Source organism: Elizabethkingia bruuniana (genome assembly GCF_002024805.1).
Lineage (GTDB): Bacteria > Bacteroidota > Bacteroidia > Flavobacteriales > Weeksellaceae > Elizabethkingia > Elizabethkingia bruuniana.
Genome location: NZ_CP014337.1, coordinates 1,931,608 through 1,956,818 on the forward strand (window position 1 = coordinate 1,931,608; position 25,211 = coordinate 1,956,818).

19 protein-coding genes are annotated in these 25,211 nt (G+C 37.4%); 13 read left to right on the forward strand and 6 right to left on the reverse strand.

Annotation, left to right across the window (positions count from 1 at the left end):
* Nucleotides 1-67: 67 nt before the first annotated feature.
* The 3 genes from AYC65_RS09015 to AYC65_RS09025 all read right to left on the reverse strand — a co-directional run bounded on the left by AYC65_RS09015 (nucleotide 68) and on the right by AYC65_RS09025 (nucleotide 5,417).
* Complete coding sequence (locus AYC65_RS09015; protein ID WP_034867522.1) at nucleotides 68-1,111, reverse strand: alpha/beta hydrolase; 1,044 nt, start codon at nucleotides 1,109-1,111, stop codon at nucleotides 68-70.
* Between the two features lie 562 nt (nucleotides 1,112-1,673).
* Nucleotides 1,674-2,498 (reverse strand): tyrosine-protein phosphatase, encoded by an 825-nt coding sequence (locus AYC65_RS09020; RefSeq protein WP_078674536.1) that lies wholly within the window; start codon nucleotides 2,496-2,498, stop codon nucleotides 1,674-1,676.
* Between the two features lie 9 nt (nucleotides 2,499-2,507).
* Nucleotides 2,508-5,417 carry a TonB-dependent receptor gene (locus AYC65_RS09025; protein ID WP_034867523.1) on the reverse strand — a complete coding sequence of 970 codons (2,910 nt, stop codon included), beginning with the start codon at nucleotides 5,415-5,417 and terminating at the stop codon, nucleotides 2,508-2,510.
* A gap of 256 nt (nucleotides 5,418-5,673) precedes the next feature.
* Between AYC65_RS09025 and AYC65_RS09030 the strand changes: the two genes are divergently transcribed.
* Nucleotides 5,674-6,822 carry a helix-turn-helix domain-containing protein gene (locus AYC65_RS09030; protein ID WP_034867524.1) on the forward strand — a complete coding sequence of 383 codons (1,149 nt, stop codon included), beginning with the start codon at nucleotides 5,674-5,676 and terminating at the stop codon, nucleotides 6,820-6,822.
* 3 nt (nucleotides 6,823-6,825) lie between these two features.
* Here the strand turns inward: AYC65_RS09030 and AYC65_RS09035 are convergent, their stop codons facing one another.
* Entirely contained in the window at nucleotides 6,826-7,800 is a 975-nt protein-coding gene (locus AYC65_RS09035) for a dipeptidase (RefSeq protein WP_034867525.1), read from the reverse strand.
* A 180-nt stretch (nucleotides 7,801-7,980) separates the two neighbouring features.
* Between AYC65_RS09035 and AYC65_RS09040 the strand changes: the two genes are divergently transcribed.
* The 12 genes from AYC65_RS09040 (at nucleotide 7,981) to AYC65_RS09095 (ending at nucleotide 22,467) form a co-directional block, all read left to right on the forward strand.
* Nucleotides 7,981-8,373, forward strand: a complete 393-nt coding sequence (locus tag AYC65_RS09040) for a VOC family protein (RefSeq protein ID WP_034867526.1) — start codon at nucleotides 7,981-7,983, stop codon at nucleotides 8,371-8,373.
* 25 nt (nucleotides 8,374-8,398) lie between these two features.
* Complete coding sequence (locus AYC65_RS09045; protein WP_034867527.1) at nucleotides 8,399-9,775, forward strand: serine hydrolase domain-containing protein; 1,377 nt, start codon at nucleotides 8,399-8,401, stop codon at nucleotides 9,773-9,775.
* 72 nt (nucleotides 9,776-9,847) lie between these two features.
* A complete protein-coding gene (locus AYC65_RS21235; protein WP_034867528.1) occupies nucleotides 9,848-10,162 on the forward strand; it encodes a DUF6660 family protein in 315 nt (104 codons plus the stop codon).
* 171 nt (nucleotides 10,163-10,333) lie between these two features.
* On the forward strand, nucleotides 10,334-14,707 hold the full coding sequence (locus tag AYC65_RS09055; protein ID WP_078674535.1) for a CusA/CzcA family heavy metal efflux RND transporter: 4,374 nt from the start codon (nucleotides 10,334-10,336) through the stop codon (nucleotides 14,705-14,707).
* A gap of 1 nt (nucleotide 14,708) precedes the next feature.
* Nucleotides 14,709-15,965, forward strand: coding sequence for an efflux RND transporter periplasmic adaptor subunit (locus tag AYC65_RS09060; RefSeq protein WP_034867530.1), 1,257 nt, complete (start codon nucleotides 14,709-14,711; stop codon nucleotides 15,963-15,965).
* A 252-nt stretch (nucleotides 15,966-16,217) separates the two neighbouring features.
* On the forward strand, nucleotides 16,218-17,108 hold the full coding sequence (locus AYC65_RS09065) for a bestrophin family protein (protein ID WP_034867531.1): 891 nt from the start codon (nucleotides 16,218-16,220) through the stop codon (nucleotides 17,106-17,108).
* 11 nt (nucleotides 17,109-17,119) lie between these two features.
* Entirely contained in the window at nucleotides 17,120-18,016 is an 897-nt protein-coding gene (locus tag AYC65_RS09070; RefSeq protein WP_034867532.1) for a cation diffusion facilitator family transporter, read from the forward strand.
* A 273-nt stretch (nucleotides 18,017-18,289) separates the two neighbouring features.
* Nucleotides 18,290-19,255: an HNH endonuclease gene (locus AYC65_RS09075; RefSeq protein WP_052114620.1), complete on the forward strand. Its 966-nt coding sequence runs from the start codon at nucleotides 18,290-18,292 to the stop codon at nucleotides 19,253-19,255.
* 94 nt (nucleotides 19,256-19,349) lie between these two features.
* The gene (locus tag AYC65_RS09080) at nucleotides 19,350-19,676 is read left to right on the forward strand and encodes a hypothetical protein (RefSeq protein WP_034867534.1); all 327 of its coding nucleotides are present in this window, start codon (nucleotides 19,350-19,352) and stop codon (nucleotides 19,674-19,676) included.
* On the forward strand, nucleotides 19,673-20,863 hold the full coding sequence (locus AYC65_RS09085; RefSeq protein WP_059333756.1) for a PfkB family carbohydrate kinase: 1,191 nt from the start codon (nucleotides 19,673-19,675) through the stop codon (nucleotides 20,861-20,863). Before AYC65_RS09080 ends, AYC65_RS09085 begins: the two co-directional genes overlap by 4 nt.
* A complete protein-coding gene (locus AYC65_RS09090; protein WP_034867586.1) occupies nucleotides 20,860-21,450 on the forward strand; it encodes a 7-cyano-7-deazaguanine synthase in 591 nt (196 codons plus the stop codon). Before AYC65_RS09085 ends, AYC65_RS09090 begins: the two co-directional genes overlap by 4 nt.
* Nucleotides 21,451-21,537: 87 nt before the next feature.
* Nucleotides 21,538-22,467, forward strand: a complete 930-nt coding sequence (locus tag AYC65_RS09095) for a 5'-nucleotidase (RefSeq protein WP_034867537.1) — start codon at nucleotides 21,538-21,540, stop codon at nucleotides 22,465-22,467.
* 103 nt (nucleotides 22,468-22,570) lie between these two features.
* Here AYC65_RS09095 and AYC65_RS09100 read toward each other — a convergent pair whose 3' ends face one another.
* A complete protein-coding gene (locus AYC65_RS09100) occupies nucleotides 22,571-23,212 on the reverse strand; it encodes a DUF6266 family protein (RefSeq protein WP_034867538.1) in 642 nt (213 codons plus the stop codon).
* Nucleotides 23,213-24,518: 1,306 nt separating this feature from the next.
* Nucleotides 24,519-24,782 carry a helix-turn-helix domain-containing protein gene (locus AYC65_RS09105; protein ID WP_034870428.1) on the reverse strand — a complete coding sequence of 88 codons (264 nt, stop codon included), beginning with the start codon at nucleotides 24,780-24,782 and terminating at the stop codon, nucleotides 24,519-24,521.
* Nucleotides 24,783-25,211 lie beyond the last annotated feature (429 nt).

Below are 25,211 nucleotides of genomic sequence, written 5' to 3' on the forward strand. Positions count from 1 at the left end.
AATGAAAAGCAGCTTCTAACTTGGCTACTGAATCAATTTGTCATGGATTCTTTTCAAAATACAATACTTATTTCGAATCAGGGTAATACTGCTTTTGCAAAGCTTCAAATTCCTTTACAACGGCAGGAGTTGCTCTTTCTTTAGCAATATCAATAATCTTTCTGAAAAATGTTTCTGTAGGTTTAAAAGTATATCCCATCTCTTCGGATACCTTTTGGTAATGTTCACTGATAAGTGCAGGATTCTTCAAAGCATCTCTGAAATTCCATTTATAAGATTTGAATATAAAACGTAAACCATCATTATTTCCAGGTAACGGCACTGTTCCGTGATCGTCTTTCTCGTAGAAACCATATTTCCATTGAAGATTCTTTAGCTTTCCTTGCTCCAACAGATTTTTAAACTTTCCGATTGCAGTTTCGTGCTCGTCCTCTTTTCCATTTCTTGCCTCAGCATTATTCGCCTGCGCCAAAAAGAACTTGATATTCTTAAAATCTCTTGTAGAAGCCTCTGCTTTCTTTACCATGAGTTCGTTATCCCACCAAAGACTCGGGTCATTTGCAATATAGGCATTGAACAAAGGTTCTGTCAGCAGATTGTTGACAGCTGTAAGCCCGCCAAAAGAGTGACCTACAAATACTTTGTAACCATTGGTCCGGTAGTTTTTTTCAATGAGCGGAAACAATTCCCCTTTAATGAACTCCATAAAAGCTGCATTTCCACCACTTTCTGTAAACATAGCTTGCTTTTTACCACCCAGATCCATTTCCTTAGAAGATTTTGTTGGTGTAAGATCACGGGTTCTGTTTGTATTGGCAACGGCTACAAGAATTCCCTGTGGTAATATTCCGAATGGTTCTTTGCTCAGATAATGGTAAACAGATGACAAATAATTGAAATTATTTTCTGCATCCAGTACATAGATTACAGGATAGGTTGTTTTTTGGTCTTTTTGATAGCCTTCCGGCAACGATACCCATACAGAGCGACCTTCCTTTAGTACTTCTGATTTCAGTGGAATTTTGACGCCTATATTAATGTTTTCTGTTTGGGCATAATTCAGCACCGAAAAAAAAGATAATGTTAGTGCATACAACAATCGGGATTTCATGAATCAATATAATTTTTTGGTTAGGAAAAACTATCAGATCTGCATACTTCAAATTTGTCAGGTTTGCTTTTTTGCAACAACAATCTCTGACCCATTCAAACCAACTGATAGCGCGAGTTATTTTCCGGCAAATATATTGTTTTTATTTATTCTAAATAATGTAAATAACATTAAATGCCATCATATCCCAAAAAATCAGACCTAAAAACAGGGTTTCAAATAAGAAACAAAAATACAAAATAGAATGATAAACTCAATTATAAATGAACTACAATAAAATACTCATTAATAATAATTTATACATAATTAAGTAAAGTCATTTTTATTATTGCAAAAAAATTGAAAAGACTAAAATAACTTATTTTAGACACAATTTAAAGTCATAAAAAAAACTGAAAAACATATCAAATTCACTAAAAAAATCACCTCACAAAACAACATGCTTTTGAGATATCAACCTCCATCCTCTTATAGAACACACAAGATTTATAACAAAAAAAGCATGTCAGGACATAAAACCTTGACATGCTTAGCTGTTAATCGGGTGCAAAAATCAGTCAGATTAACGGGTATATTTCTTCTTTAGAATTGCAATTTCATTAGGACCTATTCCCATCTCAACCTGAAAGAAATTCTCTATACTTCCGTACTTCTTATCAATACTATTAAAGAAGTTCCTGATAAGCTCAGGGCGTAATTCCATCTGCTGTTTTATTTCAGCATCGCTTAATCCTGACATCTTGGAAAGACCGGCATACATATTCTTCATTGTAGGATTCTTTGCCAGATAGAAGTTAGAGGCAACATAATCATTCTCAATAACATCCTGTGGAACTCCCAGTATTTTCAGAAATAAGGCGGAAGCCATTCCTGTTCTGTCTCGCCCTCCTGTACAATGGTATAAAAGAGCCTCATCAGGCTGCAAAGTCAACAGCTTTACAAACAACGGTCTGTATCTTTCCCCAAAGTAAGGTAATCCACCTTCTCCATACATATCGAACAAAAAGTTCTTGTTTTTCAGCATGTTTGCAATGCTTTGTGCATTAGGCAGATCATTACTTCCTGCAGGGCAAAGCAGATAGCTTGTATGATCCGGAAGCCTGTCCGGAGCTTTTTTCGCCTCTTCAACTCCTCTAAAATCTACAACAGTACTTATCTTCTTGTTTTTAAATGTTTTCAGATCACGATCCGACAATTTATCAATTGCATCACTACGGTAAATCTTCCCCAGAACCACTTCTTTACCGTCTGCGGTTTTATAACCTCCTGCATCCCGGAAGTTAAACGCTCCTTCCATTTTCACAACACGACGAAGACTGTCATTAATCTGTGCACACACACTCATACTACATACTGATAATGAAGTTATTAAAATTAGTTTTTTCATATATAAATTTTAAAATATTTGCCAACGGATTCCTAATTGCCCTCTGCTTCCATACCACTCATGCGAGGTAATTCTTTTTTTGTTATCTCCCATATACTGCCTAAGGCTTTCATTTCCTAAATTATTGAGCTCAACAAACAATTTGACACTCTTGCTAATATCATAACTGGCTGAAAAATCGATTGTAAAGTTCTTATCTGACCAGATATAGTACTGCGGTCCAAGGTTCTGATTAATTGTCTCAACCGATTTCCCTCTGTAATTTCCGGCCAGACGAAGCATTAGTTTTTTGTTTTCGTAATACAGAATAGCATTAAAGAGGTTTTTGGACTGATTAGGAAGTGATGTTTTATCAAAATACTGTACACCATTTTTGTCTGTTCTCGGCACTTCTACATTCGAGTTGATAAAGGTGTAATTAAATTCAACACCGAAACCATTCCAGAACCCCGGCAGGAAATCAAAACGCTTATTAATTCCGGCCTCAAAGCCTAATAAGTTTGAATCTTGTAAATTCTTGGACTGAGTTACCCTGTAGTCTGTACCTCCGATATTCATTACAGAAGTATCTGAAAAAACAATATCCGAGATCTTTTTATAAAACACACCGCCGGAAAGAATTCCTATATTTTTAAAATAATACTCCCCCATAAGATCCAGATTATGGCTGAAAGTCGGTCTCAGATCCGGATTTCCTCTTGTAATGGTAAAAGGACTTGTCGTATTATCTATACTGGATCCGGGCGACATATCTCCAAAATTAGGACGGATAAAAGATCTGGTATAGGCAAACCTCAGATTGGCCTGAGAAGACAGATTATACCGCAAGTGAAGCATTGGGAGGAACGCATTATAATTACTCTCTACAACCGACGGACTGATGACAGTTGCATTTCCTTCTTTTGTAGATTTTGCTCCGTTTAAGGTCAGCCTCGTTGTTTCATTTCTGAATCCACCGATAATCTTAAGTTTGTCTCCTGCTTTAATTTCTGCCATTGCATAGGTTGCAAAAACAGATTCTTCACCGGTATATACACTTGTTGCATTACTTGCTGTATTCGAGAAGTCTCTGAAACCGTTCTTTTGCAAAAACTCTGGCGAATACATCTGAAATAACTGATCTTTTGTAGGCGGATTCATAACATATGAGCTGTAATCACCATTCATCCCATTTAAGAAACGAACACCTTTAGCCGGTTCTGTCGTAGACAACTGAGACAGCGCTAACAAAGCCGGTGCATTTGGAATACCTACCGAAGCACCAGGCAGGTATACAGCACTGTAACCATAGGTGCTATTTCTGTCTTTCTCCCTGTATTTAGCCCCTATTCTCAATGTAACATTAGGACTTACATCATATTTTAAATTCAGCCTTGCAATTTTATCCCGCTCGCTGTTATCCAGCTTTGCGATAACCAGCTGAGAAAGCAAAAGCTTATCAGGACTCATTTTTTCATTCTGATCTTTCACATCAAAGTTATAATCCATATACTCTCCGCCAATTCCCTGTGGGGAATCAAATCCCCAATAGCGTTTACCATTTGTAAGATTGTTAAAGCCACTGGTTATTTTCTGCCTGAATGTTGCTATCGGAAGTCCTTTTGTTTCGTTTGTCGGTGGTGTATTCAGAAAATAGTCTGCTTTATAATTACTTAGCATCCAGTCCAGATTTATTTTTGAAGACAGACTATGCTCACCACCAAGCTCCATTCCATATAATTCAGTCTGATAATGAGAATACCTAAAATTGTACTGATACCTGTTATTGGTATAATCTACATAGGATTCATAAACCGGACGGATATCATCAAACTTATTGAACATTCCCCGGAAGTAAATCTTATTATTTGCATTCAGTTTATACTCCAGCCCGCCATTCAGACCAATAGTTCTTCTTGTCCCCATATACCGCTTCATCATCACTGTACTGATGGATTTTCTTTCGATTTCATTGGCTGCACCTGTATTGTAAGAAGCATCAAATGAATCAGCACCCCATTGTCTGTCCCATATTGCACCAGATAAGATTACACCTAATTTGTTCTTGAAAAACCTGTCCCCATATACTATAGACCCGTTATAGGTTCCGTTGCGCGAAAATGTATTATAACCACCAGCCCCACTTACACTTAGCATTTTTTTAGCAGGAGCGGTCCTTGTAATAAAATTAATACTGCCCCCTATAGCATCTCCGTCCATATCTGGTGTAACCGCTTTAGAAACCTGCACATACTGTATCAACTCCGAAGGAACAACATCCAGCACAAAAGATCTGTTCCCTAATACATTAGCACTCGGAAGACGATTTCCGTTGAACAATGTAGACGTCCACGCAAAAGGAGTTCCTCTTACGGTAGCCTGATCTGCCTCACCGTGATACCTGGCAACAGCAACTCCCTGAACTCTTTGTACTGCTTCTGCAGCATTTCTGTCCGGAAGTTTACCAATAGCATCTGCTGCGATAACTTCCATAATGGCATTCGAATTTTTCTTTATTTCATAAGCTTTTGCCTGCGTAAGAGCATTGGCTCTTGTCGAGATAACAACCCCTTCAATACTGCTTATTTTATCTTTGCTTTTCTTATCTTCAGGTTCTATACTAACATAGCCTATGTCGTTTGTTCCTTCCTTCAAGACAATAGATAAGGTTTGAGTCTGATAACCAATATATTCTACTTTCAGTTTAACCTCTCCAAGTCTTGGTGAAAGCAAATTAAAATCACCATCCAAAGACGAAACAGCCTTAGCATCAGCATCTATAATAGATATATTAGCACCCGGAAGCGCTCCGTTCACCTTGCTAACCACAGTTCCTTTAATCGTCTGTGCATGAATACTTCCAAAAGATGCAAGTAAGAAGAACACCGATACTTTAATCGCTCCTCTTTCCCATTTGTGAAAACCAGTAGAATCTTTCATATTTTTTTTTGAGGCAAAATTGAAGTTCCTGTCTCTTCATTTCGTCCCTCAGAAAAAATCATGATTTCAGAAGTATCACTCGTTGGAAAAACACCTATACAATACTAAAAATCAATAAGTTAAATCGCTTTAATTATTTGTTATTTAATTATGAACTCAATATTAACACCAGTGTAGCATTTTTAATAGATAAATAATAATCAAATAATGATAGTGTAACATTTATATACTTCCTTTGTAACAGAGCAAGGAGAATATGCAATATATAGTTATTATCGGCGCTTTTCAGGCATTAATATCACTTTGGTTTTTAAGAGCCGGAGAAAAGAAAGCTATCTCCAGCCACCTTTTTATCATTCTTCTTTCGGCTATTGCTGTCCATCTGATCATTAAGTTTGTCATCTTCAAATTCATACCGGACGAGAGTATCAAGCAACAAATGAATACTTTTATTTCTGCATGTTATGGACCTTTGGTATACCTCTACACGCTGACTAAATCTATAAAAGGTTTTAATATTGCGACCAAATGGTATATTTTCATCCCGTTCTTTGTTCTGATGATTGGTTATTTTACGATTTCAGGTGTTTTCATCATTATTGACAGGGTGGATCAAAGGCTGCTTGATTTATATAATAATACCAGTATGATTGTACTGTTTGCAACCAATTTGTACTATCCTCTGAAAAGTATATTCATTGCAAATAAGACACACAACAAAACTCTTTTTAGCAGTGACTATTCCGTTATTATAAGAATATCCGGCTGTCTGCTTCTAATGGATTGTATCATTATTATTTCTAAAGTTCTACTCTATACTCAGCCTCAAGCCTCACAGATTATTAACGATATTGTAAGAAGTGCCGCTTATATACTCCTCCTGGTTATATGTCTTCTTATTCTGAGAAAAAACCTTGTACCGGAAAGCACTTCTCATACCTCTAGCAATACATTCGGAAACCCTGTTTTATCAGCTAATAATCAAACAGAAACAGTTACAGAAAACAAAACAATAGATTACGAATTCAGGTTTCAGGAGTTATGGGAAAAATTGGATGACTTGGTCGTTAAACAGCAGCTGTTCAGAAATTACGACCTGACACTGGATATGCTCTCTGCACAGACCAGCATCAACAAATATCAGATCAGCGAGATGCTCAACGGATACAAGCACAAATCTTTCTATTCTTACATCAATGAATACAGAATAGAATACTTTAAACAGATCGTTAACAAAGCCATAGAAAAGGATGAAGACATCAACTTTCTTTCCTTTGCCTATGAAGCCGGATTCAAATCCAAGTCCTCATTTAACCGTTATTTTAAAGAGATCAACGGCGAGACACCATCCGAATATTATAAAAATATAGTCCGGCAGAGAACTGAGGACCCGGCTGTTTTCTAGAAGCTACTTCCACAATTCATTTATAAAACGCAGTGCATTCTGATGACTGATTTTATTGACAACCTCCGGCTCATATACTCTCATTAGCCTCTCATTGATTGTGTTATAAGCGGTAGCATCATCCATTCCTTCAAAGAAAAAAGGATATCTCGACTTATCCGGATGGTCCTTATCGTAAAAGAAATCACCACCGTACGCCAGACTGTCTTCAGCGCCTAACTCCATACCACAGGCAATATGATCATAGATAACCTCCGGATTGGTTTTATGGATATAATCTTTAATGAAATTGATTCCGATCAGCCCTTTTCTGGCAATCAGTTCTTTAGCCAATTCATCAGGAAGATTCCTGTTATTAGGGTACACAGAACGGAAATTGGAATGGCTCGCCAGAATCGGAATCTTATAATTTCGTTGTGCCGTATAATTAAAAATATCATGTGCCAGCTGGTCGCTTGTATGTGCCAGATCTATAGCTATTTTCTTATCCGACAGATAATCTATCAGAACTTTACCATCGTCCTTCAGTCCTGCTTGGGAAAAGTTACCACCACCAAAGCGGTTTTCGTGGTGATGCGTGATTCCTATATAGAAAATTCCCTTTGTATTCTCAATAATCTTTTCAAGGTTTTTGAAGCCTTCATCCAGGTCCATATCTTCTTCACAGAAGTTAGAAGCATTTTCCAATGATGCTATAATACCTACTCCTCTTTGGTTTTCCGGGTCATTTAAAGCCTCTTTATCAAACAGATAAAAGCCTTCTTGCCGCGTAAGCTCAGCAAAAATCTCACTCTGCCTCAATCCCTCTCCCCTACTCCCCTTCGCGGTTGCCGTGTACAAAGCCATTACCTGCAGCATTACATTGCCTTCTTTCAGAAAAGGCAACGAACAGCCAATTTCCCCGTCATCAATTCTTGTTCCGGGTCTTAGCAGATAATACAACAGATCACAGTGAAGGTCTATATTATAGTTTTTCATAATTAGATGTCTTACGGAGGATAAAATTCATATATGTAATGCTCAAATATACGAGATACAGTATAGATACAGTCTATATATTTAATACAGGCACAACTATATAATCTGCAGCCAGATACTCTGATCTAAAAGAATTTTACTTAACTTTACGACATTAATAATACACCTATATAAAGTATAATGATAAAGTTCGGATATACTATTTTTTATGTTAAAAATGTTACTAAATCTATTGAATTCTATGAAAAGTCATTTGGATTTGAAAGAAAATTTATAACACCGGAAAATGATTATGGCGAACTCAATACAGGTGAAACAAGCATTGCCTTCGCATCTTTAGAACTGGCAAATACTAATCTGGCTGATGGCTTTACACCAGCAAACCTCAATAACAAACCATTTGCAACAGAGATCGGGCTCATTACCGATAATCCCGAAAATACAGTTCAGCAATCCTTGCAATACGGAGCAACACTTGTTCAGGAACCTGTACAAAAGCCCTGGGGACAGACTGTTACTTATATCAGAGATATAGACGGTTTCCTTATAGAAATTTGCAGCCCCATGCTGTAGTACTTTTAACATCAGCAATTACCTTATGAAAACAGCCTTACTTATTTGTCTTACATTCTCCGGAATTATTTTCTCCCAGACGCAGAAAGCTCAAAAAATACAAACTGTATTTGAAAAAGCAGCAGCTAACGGACTTTTTAATGGTAATATTTTGGTTGTAGACCATCATCAGGTGGTTTACAAAAAAGCAATAGGCTACACCGATGCTCATAAAAATACTCCATTAACTACCGACTACAGGTTTCACATAGGTTCTATTGCCAAAGAATTCAATGCCGTAGGCATTATGCTGCTACAGGACAGAGGCAAGCTGAAACTCACTGATAACGTATCTCAGTATCTGCCTGAGCTTCCGGCCTGGAGCAAAAGCATTACCATAAGAGATTTACTGGGTTATACCAGCGGTATTCCCGATGTTCAGTGGAAAAGTGTAAAATCCGATCAGGAAAACATGGCCAATCTGATAAAAACAGAAAAACTGGACTTTGAGCCGGGTACGCAGTACGCCTACAACAACAATAATGTATTCTTACAGCGCAGGATTATCGAGCGTATCACAGGGCTTTCATTTAATAATTTCGTATATAAAGAATTACTTATTCCCAACAAAATCACCCATGCTGTAATCGACCCTACAGAAAAAGAACCATTGGTAGCACGTGCTTTTGACGACAAAGGACAGCAAGATCCTATGGATCTTCCTATTTCCGGCTGGACAGCGGTTAATCTCGACGATTTCTACCAATGGTCTCAAAGCATAGTTAACTTCAAAATCATATCTCCGGAATCTACCCGCTTCCTACTGATACCTTATTCGCCAAGCAAACAATCCGGACTGGGCTCTAAAGGCCAAATGGCAGGCAATAAGATTATTCATTACGAGCACGATGGTACTGCACGAAATTATCAGGCTTTACTTGTATGCAGCCCGGAAGAAGGCAGAGCTGTTATTCTGATGACCAATAACAAGCAAAATAACCTGTTTGATTTCAACATAGCTATTCAGAATATCCTTGACGGAAAACCTTACAAACAGATCAAAAAGCAGGTAATGCCATTATTGCAAAACGATATAGACCAGTTGCACGGCAAAGAGATCATTACCCGCTATCTGCGGCTAAAAAAACAACATCAGGACAGCTATGCATTTGACAGCGAAGATAGCCTGAATACACTGGGCTATTACCTGCTCAATAAAAAGCGTACAGATGATGCTATCGAGGTTCTTCAGTACAACACCCGGCTTTTCCCAAAATCAGGCAATGTATTCGATAGCCTGGGCGAAGCTTACCTCACAAAAGGAGACCATCCCAATGCACTAAAAAACTACAAACGTGCAGTAGCGCTGGACCCTGCAAATGAGAATGCTAAAAGCATTATCAATAAGATTGAAAGCAAATAAGATTAACTGATTTATAACAGTATTAACATATACACTTTACAAAATTTCAAAAAAAGTATGTAAGTTTGTATCGTGAAGCATTTAGGACTTATACTTGCTGTATTTTTTATGTTCCTGCTCACTGTATCCTGCAGTGATGCATCTGTCTATACAGGCAATACACAAACCACAGTCCAGAAAGACTCACATTCTCAGGACGATTACCATAGCGATTTATGTTCACCGTTTTGTACATGTTCATGCTGCGGCATGCACATTACAGCAACCAATTTTGCTGCTCTCAGCATCAATACCGTTTCACCGGTATATTACGACAAAATCGTCAGTTCGCCTGTTATGTCAGCATTCGATATCACCTACGGAATCTGGCAGCCTCCCAAAATTTAATTTTTAATCATTTAATGGCATTTTGTGGCCATCAGGAATTGCTACAGAAACTTTGCAATAGTGTTGCACGGTCATTCTGTTGAATCTTTGCAGTACCATCAGTCAACTTCCACACTCAGGTTTGGAACTGATACTGTGGACGTTAAATCATTAAAAATTAAATTATAATCCGTGTTAGATAAAATCATCAAATTTAGTATCAATAACAAAATTGTCATTGGTATTATGACACTCTTACTGGTGATCTGGGGGGTATGGAGCGCTACAAAGCTTCCGATAGATGCCGTACCGGATATCACCAACAATCAGGTACAGATTATTACTGTAAGCCCTACTCTTGCAGGTCAGGAAGTAGAACAGCTTGTAACCTTCCCCATAGAACAAAGTATTGCCAATGTACCGGGCATACATGAAACCAGAAGTATTTCGCGCTTCGGACTGTCTGTTATTACTGTTGTATTTAACGAAAATGTAGACATCTATTTTGCCAGACAGCTTATAGGTGAAAGACTAAAAACAGCTTCCGAAGAGATTCCGAAAGGTGTGGGAACACCCGAACTGGCACCTGTAAGTACAGGACTGGGAGAAATATACCAGTATATCCTGCACCCTAAAAAAGGAAGCGAGAAAAAATACAGCGCCAAGGACCTTCGTACGATGCAGGACTGGATTGTCCGCAGACAGCTAAACGGAACACCCGGGGTAGCAGAAATCAACAGCTTTGGTGGTGAACTAAAGCAATATGAAGTAGCAATAGACCCTAACCGTTTGCGGGCAATGGGCATTAGTGTTACCGACATCTTCAATGCACTGGAAAAGAACAACCAGAACACCGGAGGTGCTTATATCGACAAAAAACCCAATGCCTATTTTATCCGTGGTATTGGTCTTGTTACGTCGCTGGATGATGTTAAAAATATAGCAGTAAAAGACGAAACCGGCAGTGTACCGATCTTTATAAAAGACGTTGCCAATGTACGCTTTGGCAGTGCTGTACGTTATGGTGCCCTTACCTACAACGGAAAAGTTGATGCTGTGGGTGGTATTGTTATGATGCTGAAAGGCGCTAACAGTAACGAAGTCGTAAACAATGTAAAAGCTAAAATCCCGACCATTCAGAAGTCTCTTCCGGATGACGTTGTTATAGAACCATTCCTGGATCGTACAGATCTGGTAGAAAGAGCAATAGGCACCGTACAGAAGAATCTTATTGAAGGTGCTCTTATCGTAATTTTTGTATTAGTCGTATTCCTTGGAAACCTCAGAGCCGGCCTTATCGTAGCTTCTGCTATTCCGTTGTCACTTTTGTTTGCTTTAGGAATGATGAATGTTTTTGGCGTTAGTGCCAACCTGATGAGCCTTGGAGCAATAGACTTTGGTCTTATTGTAGATGGTGCCGTTATTATTGTAGAGGCTACACTCCACCACCTCGGCCTCAGAAAGTCCGTCAACAGGCTTACCCAAAAAGAAATGGACGAAGAGGTATTCCTTTCGGCTTCCAAGATCAGAAGCAGTGCTGCCTTTGGTGAGATTATTATCCTTATCGTATATATTCCGATCCTTACCCTTGCAGGTGTGGAAGGCAAGATGTTTACACCAATGGCTAAAACAGTAGGTTTTGCTATTCTGGGAGCCTTGATCCTTTCTTTGACGTATATCCCGATGATGAGTGCTTTGTTCTTGTCTAAGAAGATCTCTCACAAGGAAACTTTCTCGGATAAGATGATGAATAAACTACAAAGTATTTATCAGCCTTTGCTATTGAAAGCAATTAAAATAAAATACTGGTTGGTAGCAGGTACTGCTTTTATATTCTTTGGTACACTCATCATATTTAAAAATATGGGTGGCGAGTTTATACCTCAGCTGCAGGAAGGTGACTTTGCTTACCACTGCATTCTTCCGCAGGGAAGTTCACTCAGCCAGAGTATCGAAACCTCTATGCAGGCATCGCGAATTATCAAAAGCTTTGATGAAGTAAAAATGGTAGTCGGAAAAACCGGTGCCGCCGAAGTACCTACCGACCCTATGCCGCCTGAGGCCACAGATATGATTGTGGTCCTGAAACCACAAAGCGAATGGAAAACTAAAAAATCTTATGATGAACTGGCTGATGAGATCAGTGAGAAACTGGAAACTATTCCGGGGGTATTCTTCGAAAAGAACCAGCCTATCCAGATGCGTTTCAACGAACTCATGACGGGTATCCGCCAGGATGTAGCGGTAAAGATATTTGGTGAGAATCTGGATTCCCTTGCTGTATATGCCGATAAAGTAGGCAAAGTGATTCAGACCGTTCCCGGAGCTACCGCACCACAAATCGAAAGAGTAAGCGGCCTGCCACAGATCAATGTACAATACGACCGTACTCGTATGGCCAACTACGGACTCAGCATTCAGGATGTCAACGATGTCCTCAGTACCGCCTTTGCCGGTAAAGCAGCAGGACAGGTTTATGAAAACGAGAGAAGATTCGATCTTGTCGTACGTTTGGACAGCCTTCGCCGTACCAATATAGACGATGTCAACAACCTGATGATCTCTACCAAATCCGGTTTACAAATTCCGCTTTCGCAGGTGGCCAATATCGATTACAAATTAGGCGCAGCACAGATAAGCCGTGAGGGCGGAAAACGAAGAATTGTAATCGGATTCAATGTAAGTGGCCGCGACGTTGCCAGCGTTGTAAAAGATATTCAGCAAAAACTGGATAAAGAAATAAAACTGCCATCCGGTTATTACTTTACCTATGGAGGTCAGTTCGAGAACCTTAAAGAAGCCAGCGACCGACTGATGATTGCTGTACCCATCTCATTACTTTTAATTTTCATGCTGTTATACTTCACCTTTCACTCCTTCAAACAGGCTGCCTTAATTTTTACAGCGATCCCGATGAGTGCTATTGGAGGTGTATTTGCCCTTCTGGTTCGGGGAATGCCTTTCAGTATCAGTGCCGGAATCGGATTTATCGCCCTGTTTGGTGTTGCGGTTCTTAATGGTATTGTCCTTATAGGCACCTTTAATCAGCTGAAAAAAGAAGGTGAAACCGATGTGCTGAAAAGAGTTATTGAAGGCACCAAAACCAGACTGCGTCCGGTTCTGATGACCGCTACCGTGGCTTCTATAGGCTTCCTGCCAATGGCTATATCTACAGGAGCAGGTGCCGAAGTACAAAAACCACTGGCCACAGTAGTTATCGGCGGACTGATTACAGCAACCTTCCTTACCCTATTTGTACTTCCTATGTTATATATTATTTTCAGTGAAAAAGTAAAAGGCCGTATTCTAAAGATGAAGCCTAAGGCAACTGTAATTGTACTATTCATTATGTTATCAGGATTGGCAGGACAAGGTCTGAAAGCCCAGACCAGAACCATCGATATTCAGCAGGCCACACAAATGGCTGTAGAAAACAATCTGCTCATGAAGTCCAAAGATCTGAATATTATGACTTCCAAAGCACTAAGGCCAACGGCTAAAGAACTGCCACAACTAAGTGTATCTGCACAGTTGGGGCAATACAACAGTCCGAAGTTCGACAATTCATTTGCGATCTCTCAGACTGTGCCCTTCCCTACGATCTTCAAGGCGAGAAAGGAGCTGATAGAGTCCAATATCAAAAGCAGACAGATTGAGAAAGAAGTCTCTGTAAATGAATTGTTGAGACAGGTAAGATCTTATTATTACCAGATTGAATACCTGCAGTTTAACAAAACCAAACTGGAGAGCCTGGACAATCTCTATCAGGACTTCATCCGTATTGCCACTGTAAGGTATAATGCCGGCGATATCAAGAAAATTGAAATCAGTACTGCAGAAACCCAAAAAGGAGAAATTAACTTATTGCTTAAACAGAACCAGGTCTATCTGGACAATGCTTACAAGAATCTGAAAACCTTGCTGAACACTTCAGAGTCTATAGAAGTAGCTCCTAAAGAGGCGTATCTCCCTTTAAAAATAGACTATGTGCTGGACAGTAGTGTAATTGCCAATAATCCTTCGGTAAGAGCTTTTTATCAGGAAATGGAAATTGCTGAGAAAAACAAAAAAATAGAAAAAGCTCAGGGCTTACCGGAATTTACATTAGGTGTTACCAGCCAGTCCCTTACGGGTATGCATCCTACCAATAATGGCGGCGAAAAATACTATAATGGCTGGAACCGTTTTAATTCGGTAAACGTTGGTGTAAGCATTCCGCTTACTTTTGGTGCGACCAAAGCCAGAATACAATCACTGGAATACCAAAGACAGGCTGCCGAAAACAATGCCAAATTGCAGCAGCAACAGCTGACCACACAGTTTGATACCGCTATGCGCCAATACCGACAGGATGTGGATCAGTACAATTACTATGTACAACAAGCCATTCCTAATGCCGAAAAAATTGCTAAAGCAGCACAACTCGGTTACCGTACCGGAGATATTTCTTATGTAGAATATCTTTTCGCCCTGCAGACAACAACCAATATCCAGCTAAAATATCTGGAATCCATACAGCAAGTAAACCAATCTGTGGTTATTATTAATTCTATAATTAATCAATAAAATGAAACTGAAACAAACCATAATTTACCTGATAACCGCTTCTTTAATCTTCACCAGCTGTGGCAAAAAAGAAGCTGCTCCCGAGGCTAAGACCGAACAGCCGGCAAAAGCTAAGGACCATGAAGAGGCAGCGCCGACTATTGCAAGCCTTACCGAAGACCAGATACAGTCAGTAGGCGTAACTACAGGTCCAATAGAAATGAAGGAACTAACGGCTACTGTAAAAGCCAATGGTCTGCTTCGTGTTCCCAACAACAATAAAGCAACTGTAGCAGCTCTTTTCAGCGGGGTTGTAAAAACACTTAATATCCTGGAAGGCGACTATGTTCGCAAAGGTCAGGTTATTGCCACCATTGCCAATCCGGAATACATCCGCGTACAGGAGCAGTATCTTACCACTATCAGCAGAATAGCTTTTGCCGAACAGGAATATAGAAGACAAAATGAATTGTATACTAATGATGCGGGAACCAAAAAGAATTTGCAGAGTTCTTCTTCCGAACTCAGAACATTGTCTACCCAAAAGGCTTCTTTAGCCCGACAACTGCAAATGATGGGTATCAACCCGGCTTCTGTTACCAACGCAAGTATGAGAACAGGTTTGACTATTACCGCTCCTATCAGCGGGACGATTAGTAATATCAGAGCGCAGATTGGCAGTTATGTAGATGTATCTGCTCCCGTTGCCGAAATTATAGACAACACTTCGCTTCACCTGGATTTACAGGTATTTGAAAAAGACCTCCCAAGAATGCGTATTGGTCAGATTGTACATTTCAAACTCACCAACAATCCTGAAACAGAATACGATGCGAAGGTATACAGCATTGGGTCTTCCTTTGAGAACGAAAGCAAAACAATTGCAGTACACTGTACTGTAATCGGTAACAAAACCGGACTTATCGATGGTATGAACATTACCGGAGTGGTGAGTCTGGATCACAGCACAACTCCTGCTATTCCAACCGAAGCGATTGTAGAAGCTGATGGTAAATTCTATGTCTTTATACAAACGAATAAAAAGCCGGAAGCACATGAAGAAGCAGCATCAGATGATAAAAAAGAAGCTGCTCCTGCCGAGAAGTCACATGCTAAAACCATCAACTTCGAAAAAGTAGAGGTCGTAAAAGGAACATCCGACATGGGCTATACGGCAATAACGCCTGTAGGGCAGCTTGCGCCTGATGCTAAAATTGTTGTAAAAGGAGCCTTCTTTGTGAATGCTAAGCTTACCAATGTTGGTGAGCACGAACATTAAAATAAATTTACATTAACCCAAAAACACACGCTAATGTAAACACGTCAGTCCGGATAAACCAGGTGTAATATTTTGAAGCATTTTTATAATTGAATATGGTTTCAAAAGTTTAATTTTATATTGTTTAGTATTATTAATTATTACGCTATAATTATCATTTATCGTCATTTCCATTAAACATCCGGACTGACATTTTTTTAATAAAAAAACGCTTTTTCATTTTATACATCACAAACAATAACAAAACACACTATGCTGCTAAAAAAGAAAATATCCATCTGGTATTTCATTAATTTAATCAAATCCCAGTTATTACTGATCGCCATGTTTGCTGTCGCTATTGGTATTTTAGATCAGCTTCCGGCCTTTCAGAAAATATCACTTCCCCTTGCTATTCCGGCATTGGTAGGTACAGCTGTCTCTCTCCTGCTGGCTTTCAGGATTTCACAATCCTACGAAAGATGGTGGGAAGCCCGTACGATATGGGGAGCCATTGTCAATGATTCCCGCACATTTATCCGCCAGATTACCCAGGCACTTCCGTCAGGAAGCGAAACTATTATTCAGGAATTTGCACAGCGTCAGATTATCTGGAACTATGCTCTTGGGGAATCCCTCAGAAAGCTTCCTTTTTCGGATCGTGTTCAGGATTATCTTATCGACCACAGAATAGAAGCTACTAATATTCCCAATGCTTTACTGGATGAGCATTCCCTGCAGCTAAAGCAATTGGCGGACAAAGGACTGATTAGCGAGTTCAGACTCATACAACTGAATGAAACATTAGCACGTTTATGCGACAGCATGGGAAAATGTGAAAGAATCAAAAACACGGTATTTCCACGTTCTTACAGCATTTTGGTACATAGCCTTATCTATGTATTCGCTGCCATTCTGCCATTTGGATTCGACGATTCTCAGCTTTCTTTGTTAATCATAGAAATTGGAATCACCATCCTGATCCCTACCCTCTTTATCGCGATTGAAAAAACAGCTATTATCATGCAGGATCCATTTGAAAACACTCCTGTAGACACCCCGATGACTTCTCTGGCACAGACCATAGAAATCAACCTGAGGGAAATGATTGGTGAACAAAACGTGCCGCAGAAAAAGAGAAATCCGTTATACTACGAAATGTAATCCCCAATACCATGAGTGAAACGAATATACAAACAGCCTCAGCCTCCAGTAAGCACAAAAAAAACTTACTGATTGTACTTTCCTTCAGTGGTCTTTACCTTATCGCTGAAGTCATTGGCGGAATTATCACCAACAGTTTGGCCTTGTTAGCCGATGCAGCCCACATGCTTACCGATGTTGTAGGTCTTTTGCTGGCTTATATAGCCATCCGAATTGGTGAACGCAAAGCTACATCCTCCAAAACTTTTGGCTATTACCGTACCGAGATATTAGCCGCAGTAATCAATGCTGTTGTCCTTTTAGGAATTTCCATTTATGTGCTTTACGAAGCCTATCAGCGCTTTCTCAATCCGCCGGAAGTACAGAGTAAAGCCATGCTTATCGTAGCCGGAATCGGACTTTTAGTAAACATTGCCGGGATGATGATCCTTAGGAAAAGTTCTGGCGACAGCCTGAATATGAAGGGTGCCTATTTCGAAGTATTATCGGATATGCTGACCTCTGTCGGGGTAATGATTGCTGGTGTGGTTATGCTTACCACCGGCTGGTATTATGCCGATCCGCTGATCTCTGCGGGTATTGGTCTACTAATCTTCCCAAGAACATGGCGACTCCTGATGGAAGCTATTCATGTATTATTGGAGGGTACTCCCAAAGATGTAGATATTAATGAGCTGCGCAGTACCATGGAAAAAGTTCCGGGTGTTAAAAGCCTGCACGATCTCCATGTATGGTCGCTAACCTCGGGTATCAATGCTATGAGTGCCCATGTTGTCTCTGATCAGAGCATTCCGCATAATCAAATGCTTCGGATACTCACCGATCAGGCGACCAGTAATTTCAAAATTAGCCATACTACCTTCCAAATCGAAGATGAAGGCTATGTCGAAAGTGAAATGCATGATTAAAATTAAAAACCTAAACCATACAAAAAACCTTTCAGGAGTACTGAAAGGTTTTTTGTTTAAATGACATTTGTCGAGAAAATAGGATCAAACTCTATGGAGTAAAAAGACGTGAAATCCTTTGTATACTCCGATTTTAGGATGCAGAATTTTATCTCATCATAAATTATGATGACTATAAAAGACATTAATATTTCCCCCACCTATGAGATAAAATAAAAATCTGCATTGTCTTCGTTAAATATTTTTAGATATTTGAGCAACAAATAAATAACAATGACCGAAAATCTATGGGTGCTTAAAACTGTCCATGAAGATCATATTACATCACTTATTGACAGTTATCAGGACAGTCTTACCGAGTATTATAATTACGACAGTAATGTTGCTAATTCTAAACAAATAAAAGCCGGAGATCAAGCAATTATAATTGATAAGAAACAAATACTAGGATATGCTATTATTGCACAAGTCAAAGAAAGTATAGGCGAAAAAATTATTAGAAAATGTTCTATATGTGCAAATACAACTATTGATATACGTAAGCGAAAGCTTCCTAAATATCGCTGTAGCAAAGGGCACGAGTTTGAAATTCCTGTTGAGGAAACTAAAACTGTAACCAAATATAGTGCTGTATTTGGCTCTTTCAATCCAATCAACAGTAAAAATCGAGATTTGAAACAGCTTCGCCCGTACTACAGCAGTAACTACAACCCGAATATGTCAATGCAAAGACTTGATATTGATGCTTTATCATTGTTTAATATCTCTTCTGATGACTCTATACTTCCCTCCATCACTCCTGATGAGGGTTATACAAAAAAAGAAGCTGAACAATATACAATAAGTGACCAAGATGAACGTGAAGTAATACAAAGAGCTATTAAACTAAGAAGAGGTCAACAAAATTTCAGAAAAAAACTACTAAAAAAATACAACAATACCTGCGTAATTACAGGTTGTAAAATTACTGACATCTTGGAAGCAGCCCATATTAATCCCTACAAAGGTAATCAGGACAACCATGTCTCTAACGGACTATTGTTAAGAGCTGATATACATACCCTGTTTGATCTTAACTTATTAGGAATAAATCCTGAAAATCTAAGAATTATTATTGTCGATAAACTCAAAGGAACAGAGTATGAACAGTATCATAACAAAGAAATCAATGTTGATAAGAAAAGTATTTCATTGGAAGCTATAAGAAAGAAATGGGGATTTCAAAAAAACAATTCATAAAACCTATATATAATAAATAATAATGTTTTTTTTACGGTAATCCGTAATTTAAATAGAAAAAAAAACAGTAGATTGCACTTACTAAAATAAAAAAATGAGTGGATCAGGCAGTAGTGGGTATATCCCACCTAAACGAACAGATTTCGATTGTGAAACAAGCATAATTAATACTAATATTTCTTCTATAGACATTGAAATTTTAAAAAAACATAAAATAGGAGATATTTTAACTATTACTATTAGCAAAAATTCATCTTTAGTTGTTGAAAATAATAATGGTGAAATTTTAGGATCAATATTACATATAAATACATCTCAAATTATTGAATGCATAATGGAACGAAACTCTAAATACATTGCAACAATAATGAATATCGACTCTCATACATGTAAAATTAAAATCAAGAATCAAGAATCATGATTTCTGTTATTGGTGGTGTATATAGAGAAATCAATCTAGATGATTTATCTACTGAAATATATGGTTCTGGCCTTAGATGCACCAAATTTTTATTAGAGAACAAGTGTGATGTAATTTTTCATACTGCTGGAAACTCTGAAATAGAAGACTATTTAAAAGAATATAAAAAAGTTTATCCAAGTTTTTCTTTTTCAAGAATTGATTATAATGAGCTCATAACTTTTAAATATAGTTATGCCTTGGACCAGCCAGATATATTACCAAATCCTCTAAAAATAAGAAAGACAAAAAATATTGAATTTAAAGATTATAATATTATCTGTTATGGAATGTTAGAAACTGATTTTAAAGTTGAAGGATGTAGAGTTGTTTATGATACTCAAAATTCTATTAATCCAATTAAATTTAGTGAATTTGGTGTAGCAGATGAACTTATATATATAATCAATTTCAGCGAAGCTAAAGTCATTTCTAAATGTACTGAGTTAGAAGATATAAAAAAGTTCTTCTTTGAAGAGGAAAAAGTTACTGCTTTAATTATCAAAAATGGTCCTCATGGAGCCACTCTCCTTTATGATAATAAAGAAGTAAAAATCCCATCATACATCACAGAAAATGTACACAAAATAGGCTCTGGTGATATTTTTACAGCTAGTTTTGCTTATTATTGGATGGAAAAAAAAATAAGTTTGGAAGATTGTGCATATAACGCCTCAAAATCAACGTCTTATTTTTGTGACAAAAAAATATATATTGATACTTCTAACATTGAAAATTTAATTTATAAAGAATATCATCCTAGCAATTTAAATAACAAACAAATATATTTAGCTTCTCCGTTTTTTTCTATTTCGGAATTATTATTAGTGGATAAAATAAGAAATTCCTTCTTAGAGTTCGATGTAAATGTATTTTCACCGTTCCATGATATCGGTATAGGAAATGACATAACCATAGCTAATAAAGACATTGATGCGATCAATAATTCTGATATTATTTTCTGCGTTTTTGATGGACTAGATTCTGGCACACTAGTAGAAGCTGGGTATTCAATTGCTAAAAATAAAAAAATAATTGGATATCAAAGAACCTGTGATGAAAATAAACTTTTAATGATAAAACCCGGTAATGCTAAAGTTTATGAGAATTTAACTACTGCTATTTATCAAACTATATGGAGTTTATGAAACAGGCAGTATTATTATCTGGAGGAATTGATTCGATATGTTTAACATATGGTATAAAACCAGATATAGCTTATACGATAGATTATGGTCAAAGAGTAGCAGGTAGAGAAATTTATGTTTCTAAATACATATGTCAAAAATTAGGTATAGAACATAAAATTATTCATATTAATTGTAGCAGTTTAGGAACAGGTTCATTAGCAGGTACAGAAAATATAAATATAGCTCCATCTGAGGAATGGTGGCCGTATAGAAATCAACTTTTAATAACTTTCGCTTCTATGCAAGCAATTAAAGATAAAGTTAGCTCATTATTTTTAGCCTCAGTAAAATCTGATAATTTTCATAAAGATGGAACATCTATATTTTACCAATTGATACATAACCTTGTTTCATATCAAGAAGGATCAATTAACATATATTGCCCAACTTTAGAATACTATAGTCATGAACTAGTGACGAAATATAATGTACCTATTGATCTATTAACAATTGCTCATTCATGCCATATTTCTAATTTAGCATGTGGGAAATGCTCAGGATGTTTAAAACAACTAAAAGTAAGGTACGAGATAGGAATAGAATAACTTATTCGTGCCCACTTTAATTTTTTTATCAAACATTCTAATACAAAATAGAATATATATACTATTAAATAATATTAATTAAATCTTATGCCTTATCCTATTGAACGAAAATTAGTCGTTGGAGTTTCATCAAATGCTCTTTTTAATCTTGAGACTGAGGATAATATTTTTGTAAGTGAAGGCATTGAGAAATATCGAAACTACCAAATAGCAAACAAAACAAAACCCTTAAATAGTGGCATTGCAATGCCTTTTATTAAAAGATTTTTAAATATAAATAATATTTATCCTAATGAAGCTCCAGTAGAAGTTGTATTATTATCAAAAAATAGTCCCGAAACAGGAATAAGAATATTTAATGCTATTAAAGATCATAATTTAGATATCACGCGTGCAGCATTTACCTCGGGAAAATCACCATATAAATATATACCTGCCTATAATATTTCTTTATTTCTATCAACTAATGAAGTTGATGTTAAGAATGCTATTAATTCTAATTATGGAGCAGGGCGAATATTAAAAACCAATGTTAATGACGATAATGATGATATGGAACTTAGAGTAGCCTTTGACTTTGATGGTGTAATTGCCGATGATCAAGCAGAAAAAATTTTTAAAGAAACTGGTCAATTAGATTTATTCCATGAACACGAACAAACTCATGTTGAAGAGACTCATAACCCCGGGCCCTTAGCTGATTTTTTTAAAAAACTTTCTTTTTTTCAACAATTAGAAACAAAAAAAGAAATTGAAGACAGCAACTATAAGAAAATCGTAAAGACAGCTATTGTTACTGCACGCAATGCTCCATCTCATGAAAGAGCAATAAAAACATTACAAGATTGGGGAGTTTCTGTTGATGAAATGTTTTTACTGGGTGGAATTGATAAAGCGAGGATCTTAGATATTATAAAACCTCATTTATTTTTTGATGACCAAATTTCACATTTAGACCCTAAACTCGAAAATATTCCTTTGGTACATATTCCATTTGGGATTGCTAATATTAAATAAATATCATTTACAAAATAGGCTATATAAGTTATACCAAAAATATCAGACAAGAAACTTATTTTCACAATGATATACAAAACCACCCTTTCGGGTGGTCTTTTGTTTAGGTTAAGGTAATTTTGCCAAGATAAGCACTTGTGCTGGCCTGTGTTTTCTTCTCGTTGTTCAGGAAAGCCCAGGTATGCACCTCCTTGCCCTTATACACGTCTGGCAGTTTTGCAGTAGCTTTAATAAGTTTACGGGCTGCCAGTCCTTCAAAGATGACAAAAGCATTTTGAGTTTCCAGATAACAGATAAGGTTCACCAAATCCGCTTCTTTAGCATTGCCTTGTGTGCCGTTGTCCTCCCATTCCAGATTCAGGATACTCCCCGCTTCCGGACTAATTTTCAGATTCTGAAATCCGGTAAGCTCGCCTTTGGTAATCAGTATTCTTTCGAATACCAATTCCGGCACATCGTTCACCAGTTCCAGAGCTGTATTCAGCATTTCCGATGTTGCCAGGTTTACCCGCGACAAGCTTCCCTGCGGGCTTCCGAAATACAACTCCTGAATACTGCGCAGGGGCTGTAGGAAGCTAACGACCAGTTTAAACTTGTACTGTTGCAACATCTGATTATCTGTCGGCCGTTTTCGCGACCGCTTCGGTACACTTCGGATGATGTCCATCCCTCTCCAGTTAACACCAACTACGGTGCCTACTTTTCCTGAGAATCCACCAAGGATTCCTTTACTAATTGTTGCCATAATAAATAAAATTTTAGTTTCAGAGCCAAGGTATAGACTTAATGCTTTCAAAAGTCGTTTTCCAGTTTTCGTGACTGGTTTTGACAGCTTATGACTGCATTTGACTGGTTTTGACCGGTATAAGCCTCTAAAAAGTGATACAATGCCCTGTCTGAAAACACTAAAAAACACCATACATAAAGGCTTTTACAAAGTATATGCTCCATGCTTTTTAATGGTTTTGTTCGAGGATCGTTCGAGGATGCTTCGGGAATGTTGCCTAAAAATGGGGGTATTCCCGAACAAACCCCGAACAAGAGTGAGACAAAAGTGCTGTTAAAGTACATTAGTACGTAACCTGGCGGGAAGTTGTTTAAGCATAAATCGAAGATTCTACGGAATAAAAAAATAGTTAAGTTTTTAGTGTCCATTGCTAAGCGCTAGCGGCTTCGCGAAACTCTAAAACAGCATAAATAGAAAATGACGCTTTACGTTCTTTGCGTTTAAAATTCAATAATTTAAAAGAGTTCTCGATACACAATTATTCTCCGCTTCACGTCAAATAATTCCACTCGAACTGACGCTGAAAATGTAATAAACAAAGAGTTAAGATAGTTAAGTTTCTAGTGGTCATTGCTAAGCGTTAGTGGCTTGGCGAACCTTAAAAATAGTATAAAGGAAAATGAAGCTTTGCGTCCTTTGCGTTTAAAATTCAATAATTTAAAAGAGTTCTCGATACACAATTATTCTCCGCTTCACGTCAAATAATTCCACTCGAACTGACGCTGAAAATATAATAAACAAAGAGTTAAGATAGTTTAGTTTCTAATGGTCATTGCTAAGCGTTAGCGGCTTCGCGAACCTTAAAAACAGCATAAAGGAAAATGAAGCTTTGCGTCCTTTGCGTTTAAAATTCAATAATTTAAAAGAGTTCTCGATACACAATTATTCTCCGCTTCACGTCAAATAATTCCACTCGAACTGACGCTGAAAATATAATAAACAAGGAGTTAAGATAGTTAAGTTTCTAGTGGTCATTGCTAAGCGTTAATGGCTTCGCGAAACTCAAAAACAGCACAAAAGAAAATGAAGCTTTGCGCTCTTTGCGGTTAAACTTTAATAATTTCACTCGAACTGCCACAATTGAAAACTGAATATTGCGAAGCAATCCGTGCCTTAAAAAGCAAGGCAGATAAACAGATCTTGTGCCTTGGTGTTGAAATAAAATACTTTGCTAAGCGCTAGCGGCTTTGCGAACCTTTAAAGCAGCATAAATAGAAAATGACGCTTTGCGTTCTTTGCGTTTAAAATTCAATAATTTAAAAAGCTACCCCTCAGCCTTCTTATCAAAAAACGATTTAGGGTAAAAGTACTTTTTCCCAAAATGTATAAAAGGAATACTCTTGGTTTTACGCAACCGGTAAAGCGTACTGTCACTAATATTCAACAGACGCTTCAGATCGGCACTATCGTAAAACTTCTCTCCCGAGGTTTCGTAATTTTTCAGTGCATCCAGCAAGACCTTTAATATATCCTCCGGTGACAGGTTTCGCTCTTTCTTGTAATTAAATTTTTCATCTTGAGATCTCATTAGTGTTTTTATTAATCCGAACCATTACAAGTTGCTGATATTAATTAGAATCCTATTTTCGATGTCAACCCGTATGATGTTCACAAGTTAGTTTCAGTATATTTTTATTTCAATCATTTAAAATAAAGTAAATATTTCTTATTTTAAAATAAAACAACTACAAATTATAAGCCAAAAGAAAAAAAATAAGATTTATGGACAGGCAGATATGTTAATTTGTGAATTCGTGTAATCGTGAATTTGCTTTTACGGTTTTACAGTTTCACGATTACGCGGTTAAACAATTTTACAGATGAGTGAATTCGTGTAATCGTGAATTTGTGAATTTGTGAATTCGTTAATTCGTTAATTCGTTAATTTGATTATATGATTAAATAGTTAAACGATTACGCGGTTAAACGATTTTACAGATGAGTGAATTCGTGTAAT